At 72.9% G+C, this 23,822-nt stretch carries 28 protein-coding genes; 9 read left to right on the forward strand and 19 right to left on the reverse strand.

Annotation, left to right across the window (positions count from 1 at the left end; genetic code table 11):
* Nucleotides 1-49: 49 nt before the first annotated feature.
* Nucleotides 50-472, reverse strand: coding sequence for a hypothetical protein (locus AB0H82_RS15860; protein WP_362992938.1), 423 nt, complete (start codon nucleotides 470-472; stop codon nucleotides 50-52).
* An 83-nt stretch (nucleotides 473-555) separates the two neighbouring features.
* Here AB0H82_RS15860 and AB0H82_RS15865 point away from each other — a divergent pair, with 83 nt between their 5' ends.
* Nucleotides 556-1,332, forward strand: coding sequence for an MBL fold metallo-hydrolase (locus AB0H82_RS15865; protein WP_362992940.1), 777 nt, complete (start codon nucleotides 556-558; stop codon nucleotides 1,330-1,332).
* Nucleotides 1,332-1,946: a VTT domain-containing protein gene (locus AB0H82_RS15870; RefSeq protein WP_362992942.1), complete on the forward strand. Its 615-nt coding sequence runs from the start codon at nucleotides 1,332-1,334 to the stop codon at nucleotides 1,944-1,946. The genes AB0H82_RS15865 and AB0H82_RS15870 overlap by 1 nt, the downstream gene beginning before the upstream one ends.
* Here AB0H82_RS15870 and AB0H82_RS15875 read toward each other — a convergent pair.
* The 3 genes from AB0H82_RS15875 to AB0H82_RS15885 all read right to left on the reverse strand — a co-directional run bounded on the left by AB0H82_RS15875 (nucleotide 1,943) and on the right by AB0H82_RS15885 (nucleotide 5,349).
* Entirely contained in the window at nucleotides 1,943-3,166 is a 1,224-nt protein-coding gene (locus tag AB0H82_RS15875) for an MBL fold metallo-hydrolase (protein ID WP_362992944.1), read from the reverse strand. The two genes, AB0H82_RS15870 and AB0H82_RS15875, sit on opposite strands and share 4 nt — an antisense overlap.
* On the reverse strand, nucleotides 3,163-4,410 hold the full coding sequence (locus tag AB0H82_RS15880) for an aminotransferase class I/II-fold pyridoxal phosphate-dependent enzyme (RefSeq protein ID WP_362993118.1): 1,248 nt from the start codon (nucleotides 4,408-4,410) through the stop codon (nucleotides 3,163-3,165). The genes AB0H82_RS15875 and AB0H82_RS15880 overlap by 4 nt, the downstream gene beginning before the upstream one ends.
* Before the next feature lie 240 nt (nucleotides 4,411-4,650).
* Nucleotides 4,651-5,349, reverse strand: coding sequence for an ANTAR domain-containing protein (locus tag AB0H82_RS15885; protein ID WP_362993120.1), 699 nt, complete (start codon nucleotides 5,347-5,349; stop codon nucleotides 4,651-4,653).
* A gap of 83 nt (nucleotides 5,350-5,432) precedes the next feature.
* Here AB0H82_RS15885 and AB0H82_RS15890 point away from each other — a divergent pair, with 83 nt between their 5' ends.
* A complete protein-coding gene (locus AB0H82_RS15890; protein WP_362992946.1) occupies nucleotides 5,433-6,563 on the forward strand; it encodes a PAS domain-containing protein in 1,131 nt (376 codons plus the stop codon).
* A gap of 4 nt (nucleotides 6,564-6,567) precedes the next feature.
* Here AB0H82_RS15890 and AB0H82_RS15895 read toward each other — a convergent pair whose 3' ends face one another.
* A complete protein-coding gene (locus AB0H82_RS15895; RefSeq protein ID WP_362992948.1) occupies nucleotides 6,568-7,377 on the reverse strand; it encodes an RNA polymerase sigma factor SigF in 810 nt (269 codons plus the stop codon).
* Nucleotides 7,378-7,629: 252 nt separating this feature from the next.
* On the opposite strand from AB0H82_RS15895, the gene AB0H82_RS15900 reads away from it, so the two are divergent.
* Nucleotides 7,630-9,420, forward strand: coding sequence for a thiamine pyrophosphate-requiring protein (locus AB0H82_RS15900; protein WP_362992950.1), 1,791 nt, complete (start codon nucleotides 7,630-7,632; stop codon nucleotides 9,418-9,420).
* 75 nt (nucleotides 9,421-9,495) lie between these two features.
* Here AB0H82_RS15900 and AB0H82_RS15905 read toward each other — a convergent pair whose 3' ends face one another.
* Nucleotides 9,496-9,624, reverse strand: a complete 129-nt coding sequence (locus AB0H82_RS15905; protein ID WP_362992952.1) for a hypothetical protein — start codon at nucleotides 9,622-9,624, stop codon at nucleotides 9,496-9,498.
* A gap of 180 nt (nucleotides 9,625-9,804) precedes the next feature.
* On the opposite strand from AB0H82_RS15905, the gene AB0H82_RS15910 reads away from it, so the two are divergent.
* Both AB0H82_RS15910 and AB0H82_RS15915 read left to right on the forward strand, forming a co-directional pair.
* Nucleotides 9,805-10,179, forward strand: a complete 375-nt coding sequence (locus tag AB0H82_RS15910) for a CBS domain-containing protein (protein WP_362992954.1) — start codon at nucleotides 9,805-9,807, stop codon at nucleotides 10,177-10,179.
* A gap of 144 nt (nucleotides 10,180-10,323) precedes the next feature.
* Complete coding sequence (locus AB0H82_RS15915) at nucleotides 10,324-10,869, forward strand: type 1 glutamine amidotransferase domain-containing protein (protein ID WP_362992956.1); 546 nt, start codon at nucleotides 10,324-10,326, stop codon at nucleotides 10,867-10,869.
* On the opposite strand, the gene AB0H82_RS15920 is transcribed toward AB0H82_RS15915, so the two are convergent.
* From AB0H82_RS15920 to AB0H82_RS15930, 3 genes are read right to left on the reverse strand one after another with little or no spacing between them, the layout of a single operon-like run.
* A complete protein-coding gene (locus AB0H82_RS15920) occupies nucleotides 10,866-11,882 on the reverse strand; it encodes a Ppx/GppA phosphatase family protein (RefSeq protein WP_362992958.1) in 1,017 nt (338 codons plus the stop codon). The two genes, AB0H82_RS15915 and AB0H82_RS15920, sit on opposite strands and share 4 nt — an antisense overlap.
* Before the next feature lie 30 nt (nucleotides 11,883-11,912).
* Complete coding sequence (locus AB0H82_RS15925) at nucleotides 11,913-12,509, reverse strand: TIGR03086 family metal-binding protein (protein ID WP_362992960.1); 597 nt, start codon at nucleotides 12,507-12,509, stop codon at nucleotides 11,913-11,915.
* Complete coding sequence (locus AB0H82_RS15930; protein ID WP_362992962.1) at nucleotides 12,506-12,739, reverse strand: DUF6158 family protein; 234 nt, start codon at nucleotides 12,737-12,739, stop codon at nucleotides 12,506-12,508. Before AB0H82_RS15930 ends, AB0H82_RS15925 begins: the two co-directional genes overlap by 4 nt.
* 243 nt (nucleotides 12,740-12,982) lie before the next feature.
* Between AB0H82_RS15930 and AB0H82_RS15935 the strand changes: the two genes are divergently transcribed.
* On the forward strand, nucleotides 12,983-14,524 hold the full coding sequence (locus AB0H82_RS15935; RefSeq protein WP_362992964.1) for an alpha/beta hydrolase: 1,542 nt from the start codon (nucleotides 12,983-12,985) through the stop codon (nucleotides 14,522-14,524).
* Nucleotides 14,525-14,544: 20 nt separating this feature from the next.
* Here AB0H82_RS15935 and AB0H82_RS15940 read toward each other — a convergent pair whose 3' ends face one another.
* Complete coding sequence (locus AB0H82_RS15940) at nucleotides 14,545-16,173, reverse strand: ATP-binding cassette domain-containing protein (protein ID WP_362992966.1); 1,629 nt, start codon at nucleotides 16,171-16,173, stop codon at nucleotides 14,545-14,547.
* A gap of 104 nt (nucleotides 16,174-16,277) precedes the next feature.
* On the opposite strand from AB0H82_RS15940, the gene AB0H82_RS15945 reads away from it, so the two are divergent.
* Together AB0H82_RS15945 and AB0H82_RS15950 are read left to right on the forward strand one after the other, a co-directional pair.
* Nucleotides 16,278-17,810: a phosphatase PAP2 family protein gene (locus tag AB0H82_RS15945; RefSeq protein WP_362992968.1), complete on the forward strand. Its 1,533-nt coding sequence runs from the start codon at nucleotides 16,278-16,280 to the stop codon at nucleotides 17,808-17,810.
* 120 nt (nucleotides 17,811-17,930) lie between these two features.
* Complete coding sequence (locus AB0H82_RS15950) at nucleotides 17,931-18,746, forward strand: class I SAM-dependent methyltransferase (protein WP_362992970.1); 816 nt, start codon at nucleotides 17,931-17,933, stop codon at nucleotides 18,744-18,746.
* Nucleotides 18,747-18,781: 35 nt separating this feature from the next.
* On the opposite strand, the gene AB0H82_RS15955 is transcribed toward AB0H82_RS15950, so the two are convergent.
* The 9 genes from AB0H82_RS15955 to AB0H82_RS15995 are packed head-to-tail and all read right to left on the reverse strand — an operon-like array spanning nucleotide 18,782 to nucleotide 23,738.
* Complete coding sequence (locus tag AB0H82_RS15955) at nucleotides 18,782-19,081, reverse strand: gas vesicle protein K (protein ID WP_362992972.1); 300 nt, start codon at nucleotides 19,079-19,081, stop codon at nucleotides 18,782-18,784.
* Between the two features lie 8 nt (nucleotides 19,082-19,089).
* A complete protein-coding gene (locus tag AB0H82_RS15960; protein WP_362992974.1) occupies nucleotides 19,090-19,278 on the reverse strand; it encodes a gas vesicle protein in 189 nt (62 codons plus the stop codon).
* Nucleotides 19,275-20,138 (reverse strand): GvpL/GvpF family gas vesicle protein, encoded by an 864-nt coding sequence (locus AB0H82_RS15965; RefSeq protein WP_362992976.1) that lies wholly within the window; start codon nucleotides 20,136-20,138, stop codon nucleotides 19,275-19,277. The genes AB0H82_RS15960 and AB0H82_RS15965 overlap by 4 nt, the downstream gene beginning before the upstream one ends.
* Nucleotides 20,119-20,481 carry a gas vesicle protein gene (locus AB0H82_RS15970; protein ID WP_362992978.1) on the reverse strand — a complete coding sequence of 121 codons (363 nt, stop codon included), beginning with the start codon at nucleotides 20,479-20,481 and terminating at the stop codon, nucleotides 20,119-20,121. The genes AB0H82_RS15965 and AB0H82_RS15970 overlap by 20 nt, the downstream gene beginning before the upstream one ends.
* Nucleotides 20,478-21,632: an SRPBCC family protein gene (locus AB0H82_RS15975; RefSeq protein ID WP_362992980.1), complete on the reverse strand. Its 1,155-nt coding sequence runs from the start codon at nucleotides 21,630-21,632 to the stop codon at nucleotides 20,478-20,480. The genes AB0H82_RS15970 and AB0H82_RS15975 overlap by 4 nt, the downstream gene beginning before the upstream one ends.
* Entirely contained in the window at nucleotides 21,625-22,317 is a 693-nt protein-coding gene (locus tag AB0H82_RS15980; protein ID WP_362992982.1) for a DNA primase, read from the reverse strand. The genes AB0H82_RS15975 and AB0H82_RS15980 overlap by 8 nt, the downstream gene beginning before the upstream one ends.
* Before the next feature lie 2 nt (nucleotides 22,318-22,319).
* Nucleotides 22,320-22,559 carry a gas vesicle protein GvpG gene (locus tag AB0H82_RS15985; protein WP_362992984.1) on the reverse strand — a complete coding sequence of 80 codons (240 nt, stop codon included), beginning with the start codon at nucleotides 22,557-22,559 and terminating at the stop codon, nucleotides 22,320-22,322.
* Nucleotides 22,560-22,569: 10 nt separating this feature from the next.
* Complete coding sequence (locus AB0H82_RS15990; protein ID WP_362992986.1) at nucleotides 22,570-23,310, reverse strand: GvpL/GvpF family gas vesicle protein; 741 nt, start codon at nucleotides 23,308-23,310, stop codon at nucleotides 22,570-22,572.
* A complete protein-coding gene (locus AB0H82_RS15995; protein ID WP_362992988.1) occupies nucleotides 23,307-23,738 on the reverse strand; it encodes a gas vesicle structural protein GvpA in 432 nt (143 codons plus the stop codon). The genes AB0H82_RS15990 and AB0H82_RS15995 overlap by 4 nt, the downstream gene beginning before the upstream one ends.
* Between the last annotated feature and the right edge of the window lie 84 nt (nucleotides 23,739-23,822).

The raw sequence follows: 23,822 nt of genomic DNA on the forward strand, positions 1-23,822 counted from the left end.
GTGTCACAACCTGCGCTCAGGGGGCTCACTGTGGGGGTGGGGGTGGTTGTCAGCGGCCGTCGTATCCCGCCGTCGGCATGGACAGTCTGCGGTGCACGCTCGCCTTCATCTGGGAGTCGTACGCCGGTTCGGCGAGGCCCGCCGTCTCGATCCGCACGCCCCGCCGCCCGCACTCCGCGGTGAACTCGTCCGCGGACCTGAGGGCCCGCTCCAGGACCCTGCGGCTCGGCACGACGAAGAGGTCGACGAGGCCCGCCTCGATGTCGCCCCACAGCATGGCGTGGTCGGCGCGCAGCCCTCGCACGACGAGTTCCCGGGTGACCACGTACCCCTGAGCGGCGGCCCAGCGCGCGCACATCGCGTGCTGGCTGCGGGAGTCGACCAGGAAGGGGTCGGCCTCCAGCTCCTCCAGGGGCGTCAGGCTGGCGATCGCCGCGACGCGCACGGCGGCGGTGCCCACGGCATCTCCCACGGCGTCCCCCTGACCTTCGGTCTCAGCCGCTGACCCTACTCCTGGCCGTAGGCTCGGAGACAGTCGCACGAAGGAGGAACCGGGTGCCCGTCGAGGTCACATGGTGGGGTCACGCCACTTGCACGGTCGAGGACTCGGGCGTCCGCGTACTGACCGACCCGCTCTTCGCCCGCCGTCTGGCGCATCTGCGGCGCCGCAGGGGCGCACTGCCGCCGCCGCACGCCGCCCTCGCCGACGTCGTGCTCCTTTCGCATCTGCACGCCGACCATCTGCATGTACCGTCGCTCGCCCGGCTCGCGCCCGGCACCCGGGCGCTGGTCCCGCGCGGGACGGCGCGGTCGGTGCCGGGCCTGGCCCGCAGGCTGCCGAACCTGCGCTTCACCGAGGTCGTGCCCGGTGACGAGGTCCCGGTCGGCGACCTCGTCGTACGGGTGGTGTCCGCGCTGCACGACGGGCGGCGGCTGCCCGTCGGCCCGCACCGGTCGCCCGCCCTCGGCTATGTGGTGGACGGTGAGGCGCGCACGTACTTCGCCGGGGACACCGGTCTTTTCGACGGGATGGCCGAGGAGGTGGGCCCCGTCGACGTGGCGCTGCTGCCCGTCGGCGGCTGGGGGCCCTACCTCGGCCACGGCCACCTCGACCCGGGCCGCGCCGCCGAGGCCCTCGCCCGGATCGCGCCGCGCAGCGCGGTCCCCGTGCACTACGGCACGTACTGGCCCATAGGCATGGACGCCGTCCGTCCGCACGAATTCCACGCGCCGGGCCACGAGTTCGTGCGGCAGGCGGCCCGGCTCGCCCCCGAGGTGGCCGTGCACCGGCTCGCGCACGGGCAGAGCGTGCGGCCGGAGGTGTCCAGGTGATGCTGGCCGCGGCGGTCCAGGTGACGCCGGAGAGCACGCAGCAGGCGGTCGGCTATCCGTCGCTGTTCCTCCTCGTGGTGATCGGCGCGCTGGTCCCGGTGGTGCCGACGGGCGCGCTGGTCAGTTCGGCGGCGGTGGTGGCCTTCCACCAGACGGCGCCGTTCGCGCTGCTGGTGGTCTTCGGCGTCGCGGCGCTCGCGGCGTTCCTCGGGGACATGGCCCTGTACTGGCTCGGGCGGCGCGGCATGCGCTCGAAGAACGGTTCGCGCTGGCTGGCGGCGATCCGTGACCGGGCGCCGGAGGAGCGGCTCGCGCAGGCGCAGGCCAAGCTGGCGGACCACGGGGTGATGGTCCTCGTACTGTCGCGGCTCGTCCCGGCGGGCCGCATCCCGGTGATGCTGGCGTGCCTGATGGCGAAGATGCCGCTGCGTCAGTTCGCGCGCGGGGACGTGCCGGCGTGCCTCGCGTGGGCGGTGACGTACCAGCTGATCGGCATCCTCGGCGGGTCCCTCTTCAAGGAGCCGTGGGAGGGCGTGGCGGTGGCGGTGGCACTGACGGTGCTGATCAGTGTGGCGCCGTCGCTGTGGCGCAAGGTGCGCCGCGCCACCGCCTAGGGCGTGTCTTTTGGATCGGTCCGGACAGCCCGCGGCGTCCGGTGCGGTGCATCGCAAGGCGGAGCATCGCCCGCGGACCGGGTGTCGGTGGGTGATGCGACAACGCCGCGAGGCGCCGTGCCAGGCGTCGTGGGCCCGGGCCGATCCGAAAGACACGCCCTAGGCCACCGCTCAGGCCGTCGTCCGGTGAGGACCCGTGAGGCACCCACCGGCAGGTCCCACAGGTCCTCGCGCGGCCGCCCCGTCCTCTCCCACGCCGCGCGCACCCGGGTGAGCGGTTCGAGGACCGGCTCGGCGGAGAGCAGGAAGGTGCCCCAGTGCATGGGGGCCATGCGGCGCGCCCCCAGGTCGGCCGCCGCGCGCACCGCCTCCTCCGGGTCGCAGTGCACGTCGCGCAGCCACCATCGCGGGTCGTACGCGCCGATCGGCAGGAGGGCGAGGTCGATGCCGGGGTAGCGGGCGCCGATCCGCTCGAACCAGTGGCCGTACCCGGTGTCACCCGCGAAGTAGACCCGCTGCCCCTGCGCGTCCGTGAGCACCCAGCCGCCCCACAGCGTGCGGCACGTGTCGAGGAGGCTCCGCTTGGACCAGTGGTGCGCGGGCACGAAGTCCAGGCGCACCCCGCCGAGTTCGGCGCCCTCCCACCAGTCGAGCTCGGTGACGTCGGCGAAGCGGCGCCGGGTGAACCAGCGGCCGAGCCCCGCGGGCACGTAGACGGGGGTGTCCCTGGGGAGCCTCTTCAGGGTCGGCCAGTCCAGGTGGTCGTAGTGGTTGTGGCTGATGACGACCGCGTCGACGCGCGGCAACGCGCTCCAGGCGACGCCGACGGGCGTGACCCGGGCCGGAGTACCGAGGATCTTCCTCGACCAGACGGGGTCGGTGAGGACGGTGAGCCCACCGATCCGGATGACCCAGCTGGCGTGCCCGGCCCAGGTGACGGCGACGGTACGGGAGTCGACGTCCGGCAGCGGCCCGGGCTCGAAGGGAAGCCGCGGAATATCGGCGAGCCCTTCGGGCCGCGGCCGCAGCGCACTCTCCCGGGCGAACCGGGCAAGTCCCCGCAGCCCGGGCAGCGGCGCGGTCAGCCGGTCGGCGAACGACCTCGGCCACACGCGCGGGCCGCCGGGCGGGGCGGGGGTGTCGGACAGCCGGCCTGTGTGGGGCGTCCGGTGCCGGGAAGGGCCGTGGTGCTCTTGGGCTCGCTGGGCCTGCTGGGTCATCGAGGCGGCTCCATTCGCCGGTCTGCCGCGCGGAGGTCTTCGAAGGCCGATCCGAAGGTGTTGAGCGCTCTTTTCACGTGCGGCAGGGCCAGGGGGTCGGGGGCGGTGAGGGCGGCCAGGCGTTCCGCGGGGGCGGAGCCGAGGAGTGGTCCCGTGGACAGCCGTACGCGCAGGGCGTCGATGTCGTCGCCGAAGCGGTGGCCGCCCGGTGCGGGCATGCCGAGCCGGTCGGTGAGGAAGTCCTCCAGGTCCTGCGCGTCGCCGACGCCCCGCGCGGCGAGCGCGGACCGCAGAGGGCCCAGGTCGGCGTAGAGGTGGCGGCCCGCCTGCGGGGGCCTGGTGAGGGCGCCGGCGGCGAGGAGGGCGCGCTGCGCGGCGGCGGCCACGCGCGCGTGCAGCCGGACGGTGGCGGTGAGCCGGTCGGTGATCTCGTCCGGTTCGCCGAGTGCGTACGAGGCGGCGGCCGCCGCGGGGGCGGCGAGGGTCGCGCCGAGCGCGGTGAGGACGTCCAGGGTGCGGGCGCGCAGGGCGGCGCCTTCCGGGGTCGCGGGGAAGCGGGCGACGGCGGCGGGCAGTGCCGGGGGAAGGAACGCGCCGGTCAGGTCGGTGAGGACGGTCACCCGTTCGTGGTCCATCTCGGCGGGTCCGATCAGGACGGTGTCGTGCGGCTCGTGCAGGGTGTCGCGCCAGGTCTCGTCACTGACGATGTGCAGGCCTTCGCCGACGGCCGCCTCGACGGTCTCGTGGAGCACTTCCGGGGGCGGGACGGTGGCGGTCGGGTCGTCGGCCACGGAGAGCACGAGGAGCCGGGGTGTGCCGCCCTCGGCGCGGACCCGGCGGACGGTCTCCAGGAGGGCGTACGGATCGGGGACGCCGCCGCATTCGGCGGGCGTCGGCACGTGGTAGACGCCGCGGCCGAGCAGCCGCGCCTGGGGCGCCCACCAGGCGGCGCAGGGGCGGGGCAGCAGGACGTCGCCGCCGAGGGCCGCGGTGAGGGCGAGCAGGAGGGGCGGGGCGCCGGGGGCGGCGACGGTCCGGTCGCGCTCCACGGGCAGGCCGCGCCGGGTCCAGTAGCCGCACGCGGCGTCGAGGAGCACGGGACCGCCGCCGGCGGGCTCGCACGGGGAGCGGCCCGCTGCCGCGGCGGCGGCCGCCGCCAGCTCGGGCAGCACCGGGAGGCCAGGCTCCGGCGGGTGCGGCCCGTAGCGGACGGGTCCGCGGCCCTCCGTGTCCGTCCGCCGCATCCGTACCTCCGTGCACTCGCGTACCTCTGTCCTGGTCATGCCCCGTCGCGGGGGTGTGAATCCAGCACGCGGCGGGACAGCGCCGGGACATCGCCGTACGTGTCCATCACAGCGCGGCGCCCTCCGCCGCGCCCGCCCTGGCCTCCGCCCGGGTGAGCGGCCCGGGGCGCACGCGGAAGGCCCGAACCGGTCGTCCACCCCGGTTCGGGCCCATGTTTCTACCGTTCTCCGCCGTCGCGCTCAGCGGGCCAGCGAGACCAGCTCACGTTCCAGGCCGCGGCCCTTCGTCTCGACCAGCGCGGCCGCGACGTCCGCGAGCTTCCTGTTGGTGGTCTGGGATATCCGCCGCAGCACGCCGAACGCGGCCTCCGCGTCGCACCCCAGGACGTGCATGACGATCCCGGACGCCTGGTCCACGACGGGCCGCGTCCGCATGGCCGTGCCCAGCTGGTCCAGTTCGGTCAGCGCGGCGCGGTAGTGCCGGTCGCGCACGAAGCTCGTCGTGGCGAGGTCGCCGAGCGCCTGGGCGGGTCCGTGGCCGGGGTCGTCGAGCGCTCCGGGGCGGAAGCTGAAGAGGCTCAGGGTGACCGTGAGTCCGCCGCGCCGGAAGGGCAGGGTGACGCTGGAGCGGACGCCGGAGTCGAGGGCCATCGCGCGGTACTCGGGCCATCGCTCGTCCCGCAGCAGATCGTCGGCGCCGACCGGTGCGCCCCGCTCCTCGGCGGCGGGGATGGGCCCGTCGCCCGAGTTCAGCTGCACCGAGACGAGCCCGGCGAGGTCGGGGTGGGTGACCGCGGTGGGGCGCTCGTCGCCGCCGTCGGAGACCGTCGTGCTCGCACCGCAGCAGGCCGGGGTGCAGCGAACCGCTCGCTCGGCGAGTTCGGAGAGCCTGCGGCCGGGCAGGGATGACTCGGGTCGAAGCAGGTCCGGGTCGGGCATGGGCGCCATGACGTGTTCCTCCTCTGTCCTTCGGCTTCCCTTCAAGGCCTTCGGGAAACTGCCGCAGCGGATAGGTTCGACGCATGTCTCAAATGGAGGAGTTCGGTGAAGAGCTCGCGGATTTTGTGCGCCGCATAGCGGAGTTGAAGTCCGCCAGGTCCGTTCCCGCGGGCGACCTCAGCACCGTGCTCGACGCGGCGCTCTTCGAACTCGATCACGTGGCCGACCAGTTGTGGCCCACGTACCAGCGGCTCGCCGTCAACGGCCGGTGGGACGACACCGCGTCGGACCGGGACGAGCAGCGGTTGCTGCGGTCCCTGTTCCAGCGGCTGCCGCTGCCGGTCGCGCTGGTCGACAGGGAGACCGTGGTCCGCCGCATGAACTTCGCCGCGACGGGCCTGACCGGGGTGCGCGCGGGATACGCGACGGGCCGGCCGCTGACCGGGTTCCTGATGCACGCGGACCGGGTCGCGTTCCGTTCGCAGACCGCGGCGGTCGCCCGCGGCGAGGGCGACCGCAGCCTGAACGTCCACCTCCAGCAGAGCCCCGGCACGCCGGTGCGCGCGACCCTCACGGCGCTGCGGCCGGGCGCCGAGCCGCGCATGGCGGTCCTCGTCGTGCTGCAGCCCGCGGCGGACCGGGTGCGGCGGGGCCCGAGCGCGCCGGGCCCGGCCCCCGACCTCGGCGAGGCGACGCGGCACGCGGCGCAGCTCGACCTCATGGACGCCATGGCGTCGGCGCTGCTGACCACGCAGGCCGGGGACCGTGCGGCCGTCCTCGAACGGGCGGCGGCGGTCCTGCACGGGCGGTTCGCCGACTGGGTGATCGCCGACGAGGGTGCGGCGCGGCTGCGGCGCACGACGGTTCTCGGAACGCCGGACGGACCGGTCGCCGACGTGCTGGCGCAGGACCCCGCCGCGTCCCCCCTCGTCGTGGAGGCGGCACGCGGCGGGGCGGCGTCGCTTCAGGTGCGCCCGGAGGACCCGGACGCCTTCGGCAGGGACGCGTCCGGCGCGCACGTGCTGATCCGCGCCGAGGTCACGTCGCTGCTGTGCGTGCCGCTGACCGCCCACCCGCAGGGCCCGGTGGAGGGGGTCCTCACGCTGTTCCGGAGCGGTGCGCGGCTGGCCTTCTCGATGGCGGAGGCGCGGTTGGTCGACGTGATGTCCCGGCACATGGCGCTCGCCATGCGGGGCGGCGCCGCCGACCGCTGAGGCGTCAGGCGGCGTCCCGCATGACCTGGTCGCGGAGCCGGTCGCAGCAGCGGCTGATCAGCCGTGAGACGTGCATCTGCGAGATGCCCATCTCGTCCGCGATGCGGCTCTGCGTCATGTCGCCGAAGAAGCGCATGTAGAGGATCTCCCGCTCGCGCTCGGGCAGCTCCGCGATGCGCGGCTTGACGGCCTCGCGGTCGACGACGACGTCGAGCGCGGGGTCGGGGCCGCCGAGCGCGTCGCTCAGCGAGTAGCCGTCCTCGCTGCCGGGCAGTTCGGCGTCGAGGGAGAGCGCGGTGAAGCTGTCGAGCGCCTCCAGGCCGGCCTTGACGTCCTCCTCGCTCATCTGCGCGTGCTCGGCGATCTCGGCGACGGTGGGGACGCGCCCGGAGAGCTGGGAGAGGTCCTGGCGGGCGAACCGTACGCGGTTGCGCAGGTCCTGGACGCGGCGCGGCACGTGCAGGGTCCACATGTGGTCGCGGAAGTGCCGCTTGATCTCACCGGTGACGGTGGGTACCGCGTAGCTCTCGAAGGCGGTGCCGCGCTGCGGGTCGTAGCGGTCGACGGCCTTGACGAGGCCGAGGGCGGCGACCTGCCGCAGGTCGTCGAGGGCCTCGCCGCGGTTGCGGAACCGGCCGGCGAGCCGTTGGGCCATGGGCAGCCAGGCCCGGACGAGCTCCTGGCGCAGCGCGTCCCTTTCGGGTCCGGGTTCCATCTCGACGAGGCGGGCGAAGCCTTCCGCCGTGTCCGGGGCGTCGTCGTGTGGGTGCCGCTTGGTCCTGGTGGCCACTGCGGTGCTGGCGTGGGATCGCATGGTGCGTCGCAACTCCCTCGTGGGGTGCCTTGGGGGTGGACGGTCACCGTGGGAGTGCGTGCGTGTCGGATCGCGACGGGGCACACCCGGGGGCGAGCGACGCGGTCGCTCCCACGGACGTGCCTCCGTTCCGAAGCACTCTCTTCCGCCTGCCCCGAGCCTTCGTCAGCAAACACCCCAGATGTTTCTCGCCGGTTCGGCCGGACACCCGGACGTGACCGCCGATTCCCGATCCGTTCGGAGGGCTCCGTCATGAGCGTCAAGGTCGCCGACCACATTCTGGAGAGGCTGCGCGCCTGGGGCGTCGAGCAGGTCTTCGGCTATCCGGGTGACGGCATCAACGGTCTGCTGGCCGCGTGGGGCAGGGCCGAGGACCGGCCGCGTTTCGTGCAGTCGCGGCACGAGGAGATGTCCGCCCTGCAGGCCGTCGGGTACGCCAAGTTCGGCAGGCGGCTCGGCGTGTGCGTGGCGACGTCGGGCCCCGGGGCGGTGCATCTCCTCAACGGTCTCTACGACGCGAAGCTCGACCACGTGCCGGTCCTCGCCATCGTCGGGCAGACGGACCGCAGCGCGATGGGCGGCTCGTACCAGCAGGAGGTCGACCTGCACACGCTGTTCAAGGACGTGGCGGGTGACTTCGTCGAGACGGTGACGGTGCCCGAGCAGCTGCCCAACGTCATCGACCGGGCGATCCGCACCGCGTACGCGCGGCGCTGCCCGACGGCCGTCATCGTCCCCGGTGACGTACAGGAGCTGGAGTACTCCCCTCCCCCGCACGCGTTCAAGATGGTCCCCTCCAGCCTGGACCGCAGCAGCTGGACGGCGATGCCCTCGCCGACCGCCCTGGAGCGTGCCGCGGAGATCCTGAACTCCGGCGACAAGGCGGCGATCCTCATCGGCCAGGGAGCCGCGGGCGCCCGCGCCGAGGTCCAGGAGATCGCGGAGGTGCTCGGCGCGGGCGTGGCGAAGGCGCTCCTCGGCAAGGACGCGCTGAGCGACGAGCTTCCGTACGTCACCGGTTCGATCGGCCTGCTCGGCACCCGCCCCAGCTACGAGCTGATGCGCGACTGCGACACCCTCCTGACGATCGGTTCGAGCTTCCCCTACTCGCAGTTCCTGCCGGAGTTCGGCTCGGCGCGGGGCGTGCAGATCGACATCGATCCGCACATGATCGGGATGCGTTACCCGTACGAGGTGAATCTCGTCGGCGACGCGCGGGCGACGCTGCGCGAGCTGATCCCGCTCATCGACAAGGACCGCCGCGCGGTCTGCCGCGAGTGGTCCGACGAGATCCGCGCGAACGTGACGCGCTGGAACGGTGTGCTGGAGCGCAGGGCGGCGCTCTCCGCCGACCCGGTCAACCCGGAGTACGTGGCGCGCGCGCTCGACCCGCTGCTGCCCGACAACGCGGTCATCACCGCCGACTCGGGCTCGGTGGCGAACTGGTACGCGCGCCACCTCACCGTCCGCGGCGACATGCGGGCCTCGCTGTCGGGCACGCTCGCCACGATGGGGTGCGGGGTGCCGTACGCGATCGGGGCGAAGTTCGCGCACCCGGACCGGCCCGTGGTGGCCCTGGTGGGGGACGGCGCGATGCAGATGAACGGCATGGCGGAGCTGGTCACCGCCGCCAAGTACCGGCACCGCTGGGACGACCCTCGGCTGGTCGTCGCCGTGTGGAACAACCAGGACCTGAACCAGGTGACGTGGGAGATGCGGGCGATGGAGGGTGCCCCGTCCTTCCTGCCGTCGCAGTCCCTGCCGGACGTGCCGTACGCCGAGTTCGCGCGTTCGATCGGGCTGACCGGCATCCGGGTGGAGCGCCCCGAGGACGTCGAGGACGCCTGGCGCGCCGGTCTCGCGGCGAACGGCCCCGCGGTGCTGGAGTTCCGCACCGACCCCGCGGTCCCGCCGATCCCGCCGCACGCGACGTGGGACCAGCTGGAGGCCACGGTGTCCTCCGTGTTCAAGGGCGATGCGGACCGCGGTTCGATGATCAAGCAGGGTCTGAAGGCGAAGATGCAGGAATGGGGCCGGCACTAGACCCGGTGGTGGAGGGGGCCGCGCGACGGTGCCGCCCGGCCGTTTCGAGGGGCCCGGCGGCACCGTGCTGCCGCTTCACGCGGTGCGGCGCCGTACGACGTCGTCCGGGTGCTTCGCGGGCGGCAGCAGCATTTCCTCGTACCGGCCGAGTGCCAGGACCACGCCCAGCATCACCAGCGGGATGAATACAGCGAGTACCGCCATGACCCCTGCCCTCCCAGTCGGTGTGGGGGGTGTCGCGGGCCGGGTCTCCCCGGCCCGGCGGCGCAAACCTCCCGGAAAGGGCATGGCCGCGGAGCTCAGGGGTACTGCGGCGACAGCACACGACGAACGCACGAGGGACAGACGCGGGACACGAACGACAGATGCAGGAAGGGCCCAGCCATGGCCGATTACGTGAGGGACGTCATGACGCCGGGCGTCGTGGCCGTCCGCCCCGACGCTTCCCTCGTGGAAGCGGCGCAGCTGATGCGCGCCCAGGACACCGGCGACGTGCTGGTCGCCCTGGACGGCCAGGTCCTCGGTGTGCTCACCGACCGGGACATCGCGCTGCGCGCCGTGGCGGACGGCGCCGATCCGCTGACCGTCAGCGCGCAGGCCGTCTGCACGCCCAATCCGGTGGTGGTGGGCCCCGACGACGCGGTGTCGGCCGCGGTCGGACTGATGCGCGACCACGCGGTCCGGCGGCTGCCCGTCGTCGAGGACGGCCGGCCGGTGGGGATGGTGAGCCTCGGCGACCTCGCGCCGGGCCTCGCATAGGCCGCCGGGGGGCATGCCGTGTCGCTGCGCCACCTCGGGACCAAAGGCCCGTAGAAAGGGCAAAAGGGTCTACATATAACCCGCCCGGAGTGGCACACGTACAGCGAGACACAAGAGCTCGAAGAAGAGAAAGGACACTCCGCCATGCCGCAGCGCATCGCGTTCCTCGTGGCGCCCGAGGGCGTCGAGCAGATCGAACTCACCGACCCGTGGCAGGCCGTCAAGGACGCCGGCGACGAGCCCGTCCTGGTGTCGACGCAATCCGGCGAGGTGCAGGGCTTCAACCATCTCGACAAGGCGGACACGTTCCCCGTCCAGGAGGTCGTGGGCGAGACGCGGGCCGACGCGTTCGGCGGGCTCGTGCTGCCCGGCGGCGTCGCCAACCCGGACTTCCTGCGGATGGACGAGAAGGCCGTCTCGTTCGTACGGGACTTCTTCGACCAGGGCCGGCCGGTGGCGGCCATCTGCCACGCCCCGTGGACGCTCGTCGAGGCGGACGTGGTGCGCGGCCGGACACTGACCTCCTGGCCGAGCCTCAAGACCGACATCCGCAACGCGGGCGGCACCTGGGTCGACGAGCAGGTCAAGGTCTGCGACGGCGGCCCCAACACGCTGATCACCAGCCGCAAGCCGGACGACCTCAAGGCGTTCTGCGAGGCGTTCCTCGCAGAGTTCGCCAAGGGGGGCTAGGTGGCGCAGGTCGCGGTGGCCAGTCCCAGGGACGCCGGGTCACCGCGGCCGCCGTCGGCGGTGTGCACGTGTTCCCCGGCCCACCAGTCGGCGTCGCCGTCCTCGATGTAGCGCAGCAGGATGCCCTCGCGCAGCGCCCACGGACAGACCGTCACCGTCTCGATCCCGGTCAGCTTCATGGCCGTGTGGGCGACGACCGCGCCGGCCACGCACTGTCCGGCGCGCGCCGCCGAGATGCCCGGCAGCTGGGCGCGCCGCTCGGCGGGCAGCCGGGCCAGCTCCCGGACCGCCTTGCCCAGCTCGGTGCGGTCCAACTGCCGCTCCATGAACGGGCCGTAGCGACCGGGGGCCGCTCCGCACAGCCGGGCGAGCTGCTGGAACGTACGTGACGTGGCGACGGCCGTGTGCGGCATCTCCCAGCGGATCCGCGCGGCCACGTCGCGCAGCTGGTGGCGGACCTGGCGCCGTACCGCCTTGAGGTCCGCCTCGCGGGGCGGGTCCTGGCCGTCGAAGAGTTCCCGCGTCAGCCGTCTCGCCCCCAGCGGCAGCGAGGCCGCGTAGTCCGGCAGGCGGCTGCGCCCGAAGGCGACCTCCAGGGAACCGCCGCCGATGTCGAAGAGCACCAGCGGCCCCGCGCGCCAGCCCATCCACCGCCGGGCGGCGAGGAACGTCAGCTCCGCCTCGGCCTCACCGGACAGGGTGCGCAGCCGGACCCCGGTCCCCGCCGCCACCGCCTCAAGCACCTCGGCCCGGTTCGGGGCGTCGCGCACGATCGACGTGACGAAGGCGAAGGGCTCGGCCACCCCCCACCTCCGCGCTTCTTCCTGCACGTCGCGCACCGCGGCGACCAGCTGCCCGACCGGCTCCTCGCCGAGCCGCCCGTCCTGGTCCAGGTGCTCGCCCAGCCGCAGCCGTCTCTTCACCGTGTGGACCGGCAACGGCACCTGCCCGTCGGCGTCCGCGACGACCAGGCGCACCGTGTTCGATCCCACATCCACCACACCGACTCTCATGAGCATCAGGTTCCCTCTGCCGCGAGGGGGTCACACCCCGCGGCCCATGAGGTTCAGCAGCTTGGTCTGCGCGTCGGCGTCGGTCGGCGGCTCCACCGCAGGGGCGAAGAGGCCGCTCTTCTCCAACTCGTCGGCGTACGGGGCGACTTCCCGCACCGCGAAGTCGACGAGGTCGTCGGGCAGCTGCTCGTCGGCGCCGATCGCGCGGGACAGGTCCCACGCGTGCACGATGAGGTCGACGGTCATCTGGCCGCAGTAGAAGGTGCTCGACGCGTCCCCGGAGGAGAGGTGGACGATACGGTGCAGGGCGCCCGGTTCGCGGAAGGCGTCCCGGGAGGCGGCGGCCGCGGTGTCCCAGGAGGCGATCCGGTCGGGGCCGAGCATGTCCCCTTCGAAGAGGTCGCCGACGGACTCCATGGTGGCGCCGTCGCGGACCAGCGGCGGCACCCACAGCTGTTCGGCCGTGAGGTGGTTCACCAGGTCGTGCACGGTCCAGTCGGTGCAGGGGGTGGGGTCGGTCCACTGGTCGGCGCGGACGGCGTGCACGCGGTCGGTGAAGAGGTCGAGTGCCGCGCCGTGCCGGTCCAGCAGGAGCGGGTCGGCCTCGCTTGCGGGACGGTCCGTCATGAGCCTGTCGTTCCCCTCTCCCGCGCGCCTTCGCGGGTCCGTCCGCCCGCCACCGACCGGTGCGGGTGGCGGCGCAGATACTCGCCCTCCAGCTGGGCCATGCGTTCGTTGTGGGCCCGCAGGGCGTCGCTCGAACCGTGCAGCAGGGTGGTGTGGCGGGTGCGGTGGATCGTCTCCAGCTCCTTGATGAGCTGCTGGTCGTCCAGCCGGCTCGGCTCGACTCCGTTCATGGCGCGCTCCCATCGCTGTGGTCGTCTCGCTCCCTGCCTCCCGGGTACCCGCTGGGCCCGTACTACCCAGGATGCACCGCACACGGTTCGCGCGCGCTCCCGGTGCGTGACGGGTGCCTGCGACGGCGGTGTGCGGAGGCCCGGGAAATGTCCTGAAACAGCGGTTCCCGCAGGGGAGGCAGGGGGCTCTGTTCCGGCGTCCATCCGATCGGCAGAACTTCACCGATCGGAAGGACCGCCTCGATGCCCCGCTCCGCTCCACGCCGCCGTCTCTTACCGCTCCTCGCGCTCGGCGCGGCCGCCGCGCTGCTCCCCGGCCTCACCGCGCTGCCCGTCTCGGCCGCACCCCAGCCGGACACCGAGAGCGCCCCGCCGGCCCGGTTCACGCACCAGACCCCGGACTGGAAGCGGTGCGGCTCCGACACGCCCGCCCGTTTCCGGTGCGCCACCATCAAGGTGCCCCTCGACTACCGCGACCCCGACGGCACCACCATCGACCTCGCGATATCCCGGATCGGAGCGCGTGACGCCGGCAAGCGCCGCGGAGTCCTCCTCTCCAACCCCGGCGGCCCCGGCGGCCCCGGGCTCGACCTGCCGCTCGCCCTGTCCAAGGACATGCCCCGGTCGGTGACGGACCGCTACGACCTCATCGGGTTCGACCCCCGGGGCATCGGCCGCAGCGCGCCCGTCACCTGCGGGCTCACCCCGGCGGAGCGGCAGTGGCCGCGCCACTACCGGCCGTTCGGCCCGAACGTCGGATGGGCGAAGACCGTGGCCGACAAGTGCCGCGCGCGGACGGGCGACAGGCTGGCGCACATCACCACCCGCAACACCGCCCGGGACATGGACGTCCTGCGGGCCGTCCTCGGCGAGCAGAGGATCTCGTACTTCGGCGTCTCGTACGGGACCGCCCTCGGCGCCGTCTACACGCAGCTGTTCCCGCGCCGCGCCGACCGGTTCGTCCTCGACAGCGCCGTCGACCCGAAGCTCATGTGGCGGAAGATGTTCCAGGTCTGGGGGCCGGAGGCCGAGCCCGCGTTCGCGCGCTGGACGCGGTGGACCGCCGGGCACGCGTCGACGTACCGCCTGGGAAAGACCCCGGCCGAGGTCTCCGCGACCTTCTGGGGCCTGGTCGAGCGGGCCGACCGCGACCCGATCGTCGTGGGCACGGAGAAGCTCACCGGCACCGACATCCGCGCCTTCCTGCGGCGTGAGTTCTTCACCGTCCGCAGCGCCGCCGAACTCGTCGCCCTCCTCAGGGACGCCGCCGCGGGCGAGCCGGTCCCCGAGTTCCCGTCCGCGCCGGAGAACCCGGACGACCTGGTCTCGGCGCTCTGGACCGTCGTGTGCGGCGACGCCCCGGCGCCGCGGGACCCCGAGACGTACCGCCGCGACTCGGTCCGTGACGCCGCCCGCTATCCGCTGTTCGGCGACTTCGCGTCCAACATCAACCCGTGCGCCTTCTGGGACCGGCCGGTGGAGCCCGTGACCAGGGTGGACAACAGCGTCGGCACGCTGATCCTGCAGAACGAGTGGGACTCGCAGACCCCGCTGTCGACCGCACGGGGCATGCACCGCGCGCTCAAGGGCTCCCGGCTCGTCACCGTCGACGAGGGCGAGGGGCACGGCGTCGCGTACGGCATGGCGGCGGGCCCGGTCAACCGGTGCGCGCAGGACACCGCCACGGCCTACCTGGTCACCGGCAGGCTGCCGGCGAAGGACGTGACGTGCCGGGCGGCACCGGGCGCCGGACGCACGCAGCAGGCGTCGCCGGCCTTCGGCTGACGTCCGGCGGCGCGGCGGGTCTACCGCACCCGGTCGACCCGCCGCTCGTCCCACACCGGCTCCGGCGTCTCACGGACCCGGCCGTCGCTGCCGAAGACGAGGTAGCGGTCGAAGGAGCGGGCGAACCAGCGGTCGTGGGTGACGGCGAGGACCGTCCCCTGGAACGCTTCCAGGCCTTCCTGCAGCGCCTCCGCGGACTCCAGGTCGAGGTTGTCCGTGGGCTCGTCGAGGAGCAGCGCCGTGCAGCCCTGCAGTTCGAGCAGCAGGATCTGGAAGCGGGCCTGCTGGCCGCCGGAGAGCCGCTCGAACTTCTGCTCCGCCTGACCCGTCAGCTCGTACCGCCGCAGCCGGGACATCGCGGCGCCGCGGTCCTGCGCGTGCTCGCGCCACAGGATGTCGAGGAGGGTGCGGCCGAGCAGCTCGGGGTGGGCGTGGGTCTGCGCGAAGTGGCCGGGCACGACGCGCGCGCCGAGCTTCCAGGCTCCGGTGTGCGCGACCGGGTTGTCGGTGTCGCCGGCGAGCAGCCGCAGGAAGTGCGACTTGCCCGAGCCGTTCGAACCGAGGACCGCGACGCGCTCGCCGTAGAAGACCTCCAGGTCGAAGGGTTTCATCAAACCGGTGAGCTCAAGGTTCTCGCAGGTCACGGCCCGGACGCCGGTCCGTCCGCCGTGCAGCCGCATGGTGATGTCCTGCTCGCGCGGCGGCTCGGGCGGCGGGCCCGCCTCCTCGAACTTGCGGAGCCTGGTCTGCGCCGCGTGGTAGCGCGACGCCATCTCGTGGCTGACCTCGGCGGCCTGGCGCAGGGTGCGCACCAGCTTCTTCAGCTGCTCGTGCTTCTCGTCCCAGCGGCGGCGCATCTCCTCGAAGCGCGCGAAGCGCTCCTTGCGGGCCTCGTGGAACGTCTCGAAGCCGCCGCCGTGCACCCATGCGTCGGCGCCTCCGGGGCTCTGCTCGACGCTGACGATCTTCTCGGCGGCGCGGGCGAGCAGCTCCCGGTCGTGGGAGACGAAGAGGACGGTCTTGCGGGTCTCCTTGAGCCGCTCCTCCAGCCAGCGCTTGCCCGGTACGTCGAGGTAGTTGTCCGGCTCGTCGAGGAGCAGCACCTCGTCGGTGCCGCGCAGCAGGGCCTCCAGGACGAGGCGCTTCTGCTCGCCGCCGGAGAGCGTGCGGACCTCGCGGAACTGGGCCTTGTCGTAGGGGACGCCGAGCGCGGCGGTGGTGCAGATGTCCCACAGCGTCTCCGCCTCGTACCCCTGGACCTCCGCCCAGTCGGAGAGCGCCTGGGCGTACGCCATCTGGGCGGCCTCGTCGTCGACCGTCATGATCGCGTGCTCGGCGGCGTCGACGGCCTTCGCGGCCTCGCGGATCCGCGGCCGGGAGACCGAGACGAGCAGGTCGCGCACGGTGGTCTCGTCGCGCACGGAGCCCACGAACTGCGGCATCACGCCGAGTCCGCCGCTCACGGTGACGCTGCCGCCGTGCGGCTGGAGCTCGCCGGAGATCAGCCGGAGCAGGGTCGTCTTCCCCGCGCCGTTCGCCCCGACCAGGGCGACGACCGCGCCCTCGCCGACCCGGAAGGAGACATCACCGAGCAGCGCCCGCCCGTCCGGCAAGTAGTACTCAAGGTGTGCGGCTTCCAGATGTCCCATGAGCGGGATTGTCCGTGGCCGAAGGGTGCCCGGGCAAACCGTTTCCCGCGCGGTCCGCTGCACCCGTCCGGCCTGAAGGGCGGCGCGCAGGGTACGCGTGCGGCATGTGCGCTGATTCCCCGGACGTCTCCGGCATCGACCTGTCCCGCCCCGCCGCCGGGCACCATCCGTTCAAGGCCCGCATGGTCTCCCTCGACAGCCGGCTGTTCGAAGCGGTCGCCGCGCGGCACTGGCCCGGCGCCGACCGGGTGCTGCCCCGGCTGAGCCGGAGCGCCAACCACGGCGTGCTGTGGTTCGCGACGGCCGCGGGGATCGCCGCGACGCGCACCCCGCGGGCCCGGCGCGCGGCCGTGCGCGGCGTGGCCTCCCTGGCGCTGGCCTCCGCGACGATCAACACGCTGGGCAAGCGCTCGGTGCGCAGGGCGCGGCCGCTGCTCGACCCGGTGCCGCTGATCCGGCGGCTGAAGCGACAGCCGATCACCACGTCGTTCCCCTCGGGCCACTCGGCGTCCGCCGCGGCGTTCGCCACGGGGGTGGCGCTGGAGTCGCGGGCGTGGGGTGCGGCCGTCGCGCCGCTCGCGGCGGCCGTCGCGGTCTCCCGTGTGTACACCGGGGCGCACTTTCCGAGCGACGTCCTGGTGGGCGGGGCGCTGGGCGCGGGCGCGGCGTTCGCGGTGCGCGGCCTGGTGCCGACGCGGGCCCAGCTGGCGCCGCCGGGACGCCCCCGGGTGACGGCGCCCGCGCTGCCGGGCGGTGCGGGGCTCGTCCTGGTGGCCAACGCGGGGGCCGGTACCCCGCAGCGCGTGAAGACGCTGCGGGACGCGCTGCCGGCGGCGGAGGTCGTCGTCGCCGAACCCGCAGACATCGGCGCCGAGCTGGAGAAGGCGGCGGGCCGCGCCCAGGTCCTTGGCGTGTGCGGCGGCGACGGCACGGTCAACGCGGCGGCCCGCGTCGCCCTGGACCACGGGCTGCCGCTCGCGGTGCTGCCCGGCGGCACGCTCAACCACTTCGCGTACGACCTCGGGGTCGAGGACGCCCGCGACCTGGCCTGCGCGGTGGAGGCGGGCGACGCGGTCGCGGTCGACGTCGGCCGCTTCTCCTCCTCGGGGGGCTCCGGGGAGTCCGGGAACTCCGGGTACTTCCTCAACACGTTCAGCCTCGGTGTGTATCCGGAGCTGGTGCGGCAGCGCGAGCAGTGGACGCACCGCGTCGGCAGCAAGCCGGCCTCGGTGCTCGCCGCGCTGAAGGTGCTGCGCTCGGACGAGCGGCCGATGGTCGCCCACTTCCGGGGCGGGGAGCGGGCGTTGTGGATGCTCTTCGCGGGCAACTGCACCTACCACCGGTCGGGCCTCACGCCGGGCCGCAGGCTCGACCTGGCGGACGGGCTGCTCGACGTGCGCATCGTGCACGGCGGCCGCAGGCCGGGTGTCCGGCTGCTCGCCGCGGCGCTGACGGGACCGGACGTGCGCTCCCCCGCACAGGCGGCCGCGCGGCTGCCCCGGCTGCGGGTGGACGGCCTCGGGGCGGGCACGGTCGTGGCGTACGACGGTGAAGTGACGCATGTACAGGGGTCGTTGACGGTCGACAAGCTGCCCGAGGCGCTGACCGTGTACCGCCCGCTGCCCGCCGTCCGCTGACTCCGCACGGTTCGACCACTCCGACCGGATAGACCACATACTGATACGCAGGTCTCACCATTCGGCATGGCGGCGTACGGTGCCTCCTCCACGTACCCGAAGGAGCGAAGGAGTTCCGCCATGCCGGAGGAGACCGCCGTCTACACGCACGGGCACCACGAGTCCGTGCTGCGTTCGCACACCTGGCGCACCGCCGCCAACTCGGCCGCCTACCTGGTCGGTTCGCTGAAGCCCCACATGACGGTCCTGGACATCGGCTGCGGCCCCGGGACCATCACCGCGGACCTCGCCGCGCTGGTTTCCGACGGCCGCGTCACCGGCGTGGACCGGGCCCCCGACATCCTCGGCACGGCACGCGCCACCGCGGCCGAACGCGGCCTGCGCAACGTGGAGTTCGCCGTCGCCGACGTGCACGACCTCGACTACCCCGACGACACGTTCTGCGTCGTCCACGCCCATCAGGTGCTCCAGCACGTGGGCGACCCGGTGCGGGCGCTGCGGGAGATGCGCCGCGTCTGCAAGCCCGGCGGCATCGTCGCGGTCCGCGACGCGGACTATTCGGCGATGACCTGGTATCCGGAGCTGCCCGCCATGGACGACTGGCTGGACCTGTACCTGCGGGTGGCCCGCGCCAACGGCGGCGAGCCCGACGCGGGGCGCCGGCTCAAGTCCTGGGCCCTGGAGGCCGGCTTCGCGGAGTCCGGCATCACCGCGACCGCCGCCACCTGGTGCTACAGCTCCGCGGACGAGCGGGCCTGGTGGAGCGGCCTGTGGGCGGACCGCACGCTCGCCTCCACGTACGCCGAACGCGCGGTCTCGGGCGGCCACGTGGACGCGGCGGGGCTGCGCGCCGTCTCCGCGGCGTGGCGGGAGTGGGGCGGCCGACAGGACGCGTGGTTCGCGGTGCTGCACGGGGAGGTCCTCTGCCGGAAGTGAGCCACCGGGCGCTTCGCCGGAGCGGGCCCAGCGGGTCACTCCCTGGGAAGCAGGGGGCCCAGCGGCCCGAGGTCCAGGTTCAGATCCTCGGGCCGCAGCCCGTACCGGTCCCGGAGCTCGGCCATCCGGTCCTCCAGGAGCATCAGCGTGAGGCCGATCCGCTCTTCCTGGTCCTCGGTCAGCTCACCGGTGTCGAAACGGCGCACCGCCTGTCGCTCCATCAGCTGACGGAGGAGTTCGACGACGGTAAGGACCAGCTTCACCAGGTCCCGCTCCACGGTGTCGGGGTCGAGGTCCATGCGCTTGCGGCGTTCGTCGCGGCGCTCCGGTTCCATGGTTTGCTTCACTCCCTGTCCGGCCACGGCGACGGCACTTGTTCGTTCACCGAGCTGATCAACGCGTTCAGGTCGATCCGTACGAGATCGACGTCCGCGATCCGCAGGGTGATGTCGCCCTTGATGACGACGCCGCCCGCGAGCAGCCGGTCGAGCAGGTCGACCAGGGCGATCTCGCGGCGCTCGACGACGGTCATTCGGCACGGTCCTTGTCGCCGTCGGCGCGTTCGTGGCCGTCGGACTCGTCGCCGGTGAAGGAGTACGCGGCCCACGGCCCCGTCAGCTCCACCCGCAGACGGCTCGTTCCCTCGTCCTCGTCCTTCGTGCGGTCCACGAGCTCGACGAACTCCTCGGAGTCCGCGCGGCTCACCAGATACGCCGCGTTGAGCACGTTGCGCCCCGGCGTGCGGGACAGCTCGGCGTTCTGCGGCGCGTGCAGCCGGGAGTCGTCGGCGCGCCGCGACAGCGTCTCGTGGAGGCGCCGGGCGAACACCTCCGCCCGCTGCCAGCCCTCCTCCTGCGCCGTGCGCTGGCTGCGCCGCCGGCGCAGATAGTCGCGCCCGCTGAGCGGCCCGCTCTCCCGGGCCGGGGCGGCGGCCTGCGGCGCGGTGGACTCCTCGCTCAGCAGGTGGACCTTGACGCCCCACTCGACGCGTCCGTCGATCCGTTCGAGGACGCGGTGGAACCGCTCCGCCCCGTCCGACAGCATGGCGCGTACGCCGCTGTCGTCACGGAAGACGGTCGCGAGGCGCAGCGGCAGCGGGCAGGTGACGGAGGTCAGCGCGTCGATCACCCGCTGGTGCGCGCGGGCCGTGTCGGAGAGCCAGTCCAGGTCCTCCAGGTGGGCGCGCAGCGCGTCCTCCGCGAAGTCCCGCTCCGGCACCGGGCCGACCAGGGCGACCAGGCCCTCGTGTTCGAGGCGGCGGGGCGGCACGCCGCCGACCCCGGTGAGGTCGGCGGCGAGCGGTGCGGTGAAGGGGCGGCAGACCGCGTAGACGTACCGCAGGTCGTCGTGGCGCGGGCCGTCGCCGTGCGGATCATCGTTCACGGCGTTCATGTGTCTCCTTCTCGGCCGGCTCCAGGGACATCCGCTCCTCCAGCTCCGCGAGGCGCTGGCGCAACTCGGCGTTCTCCCGCGAGAGTTCCGTGCGGCGCGCCCCCTGGGAGAGCGCCGGGTCGCCCTCCCACCAGTCGATGCCCATCTCCTTGGCCTTGTCCACGGAGGCGACGATGAGGCGGAGCTTGATGGTGAGCAGTTCGATGTCGAGCAGGTTGATCTTGATGTCGCCGGCGATGACGATGCCCTTGTCCAGGACGCGTTCGAGGATGTCGGCGAGGTTGGCCCCGCCACCGCCTCCGCCGTAGGGGCCGGGCAGTCCGCCGCCAGAGGAGGTCGTCATCGACGGGCCCGTCCGCCGCCGGCCGACTCGGCGTACTCGCGCTGCTTCTCCTCGTCGGCGTCGGCCTCGTCCTCGGCCTCTTCGTCGTACTCGTCCTCGGGCTCGTCCTCCGGCTCGGGCTCGTCCTCTTCGTCGAGCTCCTGCTCATGCTCGCCCCGGAGTTCCTCGTCCTCCGCCTCTTCGGGCGCCTCTTCGGGCTCGTCCTCGTACTCCTCTGCCGGTTCGTCCTCGCGCTCGTCCTCTTCCTCGTCGTACTCGGACTCCGGCTCGTCCTGCGCCTCGTGCTCGTCCTGCGCCTCGTGCCCGTCCTCGTGCTCGTCCTCCTCCTCGGCCACGGCGTCCTCGTGGCTGCGGACGACCTCGCCGTCGCGGATCTCGCCGCGCCAGCCGTCGCTCGCCTCGCCGCGCAGCGAGATGTGCCGGGCGAAGTGCTTGAGGTCGAGCCGGGCCCTGCGGCCCTGGGCGCGCCAGATGTTGCCGGTCTTCTCGAAGAGGCCCTTCGGGTAGTACTCGATGATCAACAGTACCCGGGTGAGGTTCTCGGCGAGGGCGTGGAAGGTGACGACACCCTTCGTCGTCCCCTTGCCGCCCTCGGACGTCCAGGTGATGCGCTGGTCCGGCACCTGCTCGGTGGTGTGCGCCTTCCAACTTCGGCTGGACCAGAAGACCTTGAGCTTCCAGTCGGAGTCCGTGTCGTTCGCCACGGTGGCGCCCTTGACGCCCTTGGCGAACGTGGAGAACTCCTGGTACTGGGTCCACTGGTCGTACGCCTCGCGGAGCGGCACGCCGACGTCGACGTACTCCAGGATCACCGTCGGCTTCTGGCCCGCGCCGCCCTTCTTGCGCTTGCCGCCGAGGTTCTGGACGGCCCCCTTGACGGATTCCTTCACGTGGTTGCCGCCGAGTTCCAGCGCGCTGCGCACCGGGCCCTTGCCCTCGGCGACCTTCTTGCCCGCCTGTGCCGCCAGCTTGCCGAAGCCGGGGCTCTTGCCCTCCGCTATGTCGTTCAGCTTGACGGTGGCGTCGCCGAGCCGGTGCCCCACGCCGACGAGCATGCGCTCGACCTGGGCCATGAGGTAGGCCTGCGCCTCGTCCTTCAGGCGGTCGGCGGCCGGGCTGCGCGTGATGTTGCTCAAAGGTGACTCAGCCATGGTCGCTGCCTCCCTTCGCCCTGCCGCCGCCGCTGCGGGCCGAAGACGCCGACGACGCAGCCCTGCGGGCGGTGCCGCGCGCCGCCGCGGTGGACTTCTTCTGGGCGGTCTTACGGGCTGGTTTCTGCGGGCTCTTCTTGGCCGGGGTCTTCTTCGCGGCGGTCTTCGCGGCGTCCTTCGGTGCGGACTTGGCGTCCGGCTTCGCGTCCGTCTGCCGGGAGGTCCGCTTCGGAGGCGCCTTCTTGCGCTGTCCTGACCGCTCGGGCTCCGCGTCGTCGTCCCGCTCCTCGTCGGGCTCCTCGTCCCGGTCCTGGTCGCGGCTCTCGGTGTCCTCGTCCTCGTCGGCGTCGTCCGCCTGGCCCGGCACCACGCCGGCGATGCGGTCCTGGACGCCGAGGGTGCGGTCGTGCAGACGGTCGGCGAGGCCTTCGAGCTGCCGGTTGAGGAGCGAGCCGGTGGCCGCCTTGCCCACGCCCCGCACGTCCTGGCGCAGCTGGTCGCCGATCTCCTTGAACTGCGGGTTGTTCTGCAGCTGCTGGGACACGAACGTGCCCAGCGCCTTGGGGCTCAGGTTGAGCCGCTTGCCGGCCACCATCGTGCCGACGGCGAACGCGAACTTCGCCTTCTTCGTGCGACCGAGGACGTATCCCGCGCCCACGGCGAGGCCCACTGCCATTCGGTTCATTCTCAGAAGTCCTGTCCTGTGCTGTGCTGCAGTCGGTCGAGGAGCTCGTCCTCGCGCCGTTCGAACTCGGCCTCGTCGATCTCTCCCGCCTCCAGGAGTTCCTCAAGGCGGGAGAGTTCACGACGGATCGCCGAGGGGTCGTAGTACTGCCGCTCCGCCTCGTCGACCACCTGCCTGAGCACCCAGAGGGAGCCGCGGGCCGGGGCGAGAGGCAGCAGGAGCAGTTCACCGATCAGGCCCATGCCGTCACTCTCACTCCGCGGGCTTTGCGGGCCCCGGGTCGACGAAGCTGTACGGGGGCAGCGGACCGTGCACGCGCAGGTCCAGGTGCGGCTGGGTGGCCCGCAGCTCCTCGACGGCCGAGAGGAAGCCCTCGGCGGACTTGCGGTTCACCAGGAACGAGATGTTCGCCAGCCAACCGGAGCTCTCGGGGCCGTCCGCGACCGCCTCGGCGGCCGGCTCAAGGGCGCGCCGCACCTCGACGGCGTCGCTCTGCTCGCGGGCCCGCACGTTCGAGGTCACCATCTCGCCGAGCTGCAGCTTCTGCTCGTGGGTGCCGCCGCCCTGGCGCTGGTTGGCCTCGACCATCGCGCGCAGCTCCGGGTTCTCCGCGAGGACCTGGTGCAGTACGGCCTGTTCGTGGTGGGAGGCCTTCACGTTGTACTCGACCTTGCCGTCGAGGGTGCGCAGCCGCTCCAGGTAGTGGTCGGCCCGCTCGCCGAGCACGGAGCTGACCGTCTCGTCGTCCGGGGCCAGGCTGCCGAAGCGCATCGGCAGCACGGAGCCGGCCGCGCCGGCCTCCGACAGGACGTTCTGGTGTGCGAGGAGGTCGCGCCGCTTGGGCTTGAGGTCCTCGGGGGCGTCGCTCACGATGGCGGCGAGCTCACCGCTCTTCAGGATGCGCACGGGGCAGGCCGGCCGGCCGATGCCCTCCATGCCCTCGGGCAGCGCCGGGTGGGAGCTGCTCGCGATGCCGTAGACGTAGGTGGTCACTCCTGCTCCTCCTTCCGGCGGGACGTGGTGGAACGGCGCGCCTTCGGCCGGTCCTCGGTCTGGCGCTGGCCTTCCTCACGGGACTGCTTGAAGGCGTCCGATATGGTCTCGGCGGCTCCGGAGAGCGCGCCCTTGGACTTGCCCTTGGCGCCGGACTCGGTGATCTCGCCCACGAGGTCGGGCAGGCCGGGGTCCTTCTTCTTTCCGGTCTCCAGGTCGAGGCGGTTGCACGCCTCGGCGAACCGGAGATAGGTGTCGACGCTCGCGACGACGACACGGACGTCGATCTTCAGGATCTCGATACCGACGAGCGAAACGCGTACGAAGGCGTCGATGACGAGTCCTCGGTCGAGGATGAGTTCCACGACGTCGTACAGGCCACTGGTGCCGCCTCCGCCGCCGGACTGTTGTGCCGGGACTACGGTCATGCCGACTCGGCCTCCTTGGGTCTTGGGTGCTCTTGTCCTGTTCTTGTTCTCGGCTGTCCTGTCTGGCTTGTTCTTCTCCGGTCC

The organism is Streptomyces sp. NPDC050732, assembly GCF_040654255.1.
Taxonomy (GTDB): domain Bacteria; phylum Actinomycetota; class Actinomycetes; order Streptomycetales; family Streptomycetaceae; genus Streptomyces.

What these genes read in the sequence shown, in the direction of transcription:
- AB0H82_RS15870 (WP_362992942.1), top strand. Translation starts at nt 1,332, where the DNA reads ATGCTGGCCGCGGCGGTCCAGGTGACGCCGGAGAGCACGCAGCAGGCG.
- AB0H82_RS15875 (WP_362992944.1), bottom strand. Translation starts at nt 3,166, where the DNA reads ATGACCCAGCAGGCCCAGCGAGCCCAAGAGCACCACGGCCCTTCCCGG.
- AB0H82_RS15880 (WP_362993118.1), bottom strand. Translation starts at nt 4,410, where the DNA reads ATGCGGCGGACGGACACGGAGGGCCGCGGACCCGTCCGCTACGGGCCG.
- AB0H82_RS15885 (WP_362993120.1), bottom strand. Translation starts at nt 5,349, where the DNA reads ATGCCCGACCCGGACCTGCTTCGACCCGAGTCATCCCTGCCCGGCCGC.
- AB0H82_RS15890 (WP_362992946.1), top strand. Translation starts at nt 5,433, where the DNA reads ATGTCTCAAATGGAGGAGTTCGGTGAAGAGCTCGCGGATTTTGTGCGC.
- AB0H82_RS15895 (WP_362992948.1), bottom strand. Translation starts at nt 7,377, where the DNA reads ATGCGATCCCACGCCAGCACCGCAGTGGCCACCAGGACCAAGCGGCAC.
- AB0H82_RS15900 (WP_362992950.1), top strand. Translation starts at nt 7,630, where the DNA reads ATGAGCGTCAAGGTCGCCGACCACATTCTGGAGAGGCTGCGCGCCTGG.
- AB0H82_RS15905 (WP_362992952.1), bottom strand. Translation starts at nt 9,624, where the DNA reads ATGGCGGTACTCGCTGTATTCATCCCGCTGGTGATGCTGGGCGTGGTC.
- AB0H82_RS15910 (WP_362992954.1), top strand. Translation starts at nt 9,805, where the DNA reads ATGGCCGATTACGTGAGGGACGTCATGACGCCGGGCGTCGTGGCCGTC.
- AB0H82_RS15915 (WP_362992956.1), top strand. Translation starts at nt 10,324, where the DNA reads ATGCCGCAGCGCATCGCGTTCCTCGTGGCGCCCGAGGGCGTCGAGCAG.
- AB0H82_RS15920 (WP_362992958.1), bottom strand. Translation starts at nt 11,882, where the DNA reads ATGAGAGTCGGTGTGGTGGATGTGGGATCGAACACGGTGCGCCTGGTC.
- AB0H82_RS15925 (WP_362992960.1), bottom strand. Translation starts at nt 12,509, where the DNA reads ATGACGGACCGTCCCGCAAGCGAGGCCGACCCGCTCCTGCTGGACCGG.
- AB0H82_RS15930 (WP_362992962.1), bottom strand. Translation starts at nt 12,739, where the DNA reads ATGAACGGAGTCGAGCCGAGCCGGCTGGACGACCAGCAGCTCATCAAG.
- AB0H82_RS15935 (WP_362992964.1), top strand. Translation starts at nt 12,983, where the DNA reads ATGCCCCGCTCCGCTCCACGCCGCCGTCTCTTACCGCTCCTCGCGCTC.
- AB0H82_RS15940 (WP_362992966.1), bottom strand. Translation starts at nt 16,173, where the DNA reads ATGGGACATCTGGAAGCCGCACACCTTGAGTACTACTTGCCGGACGGG.
- AB0H82_RS15945 (WP_362992968.1), top strand. Translation starts at nt 16,278, where the DNA reads ATGTGCGCTGATTCCCCGGACGTCTCCGGCATCGACCTGTCCCGCCCC.
- AB0H82_RS15950 (WP_362992970.1), top strand. Translation starts at nt 17,931, where the DNA reads ATGCCGGAGGAGACCGCCGTCTACACGCACGGGCACCACGAGTCCGTG.
- AB0H82_RS15955 (WP_362992972.1), bottom strand. Translation starts at nt 19,081, where the DNA reads ATGGAACCGGAGCGCCGCGACGAACGCCGCAAGCGCATGGACCTCGAC.
- AB0H82_RS15960 (WP_362992974.1), bottom strand. Translation starts at nt 19,278, where the DNA reads ATGACCGTCGTCGAGCGCCGCGAGATCGCCCTGGTCGACCTGCTCGAC.
- AB0H82_RS15965 (WP_362992976.1), bottom strand. Translation starts at nt 20,138, where the DNA reads ATGAACGCCGTGAACGATGATCCGCACGGCGACGGCCCGCGCCACGAC.
- AB0H82_RS15970 (WP_362992978.1), bottom strand. Translation starts at nt 20,481, where the DNA reads ATGACGACCTCCTCTGGCGGCGGACTGCCCGGCCCCTACGGCGGAGGC.
- AB0H82_RS15975 (WP_362992980.1), bottom strand. Translation starts at nt 21,632, where the DNA reads ATGGCTGAGTCACCTTTGAGCAACATCACGCGCAGCCCGGCCGCCGAC.
- AB0H82_RS15980 (WP_362992982.1), bottom strand. Translation starts at nt 22,317, where the DNA reads ATGAACCGAATGGCAGTGGGCCTCGCCGTGGGCGCGGGATACGTCCTC.
- AB0H82_RS15985 (WP_362992984.1), bottom strand. Translation starts at nt 22,559, where the DNA reads ATGGGCCTGATCGGTGAACTGCTCCTGCTGCCTCTCGCCCCGGCCCGC.
- AB0H82_RS15995 (WP_362992988.1), bottom strand. Translation starts at nt 23,738, where the DNA reads ATGACCGTAGTCCCGGCACAACAGTCCGGCGGCGGAGGCGGCACCAGT.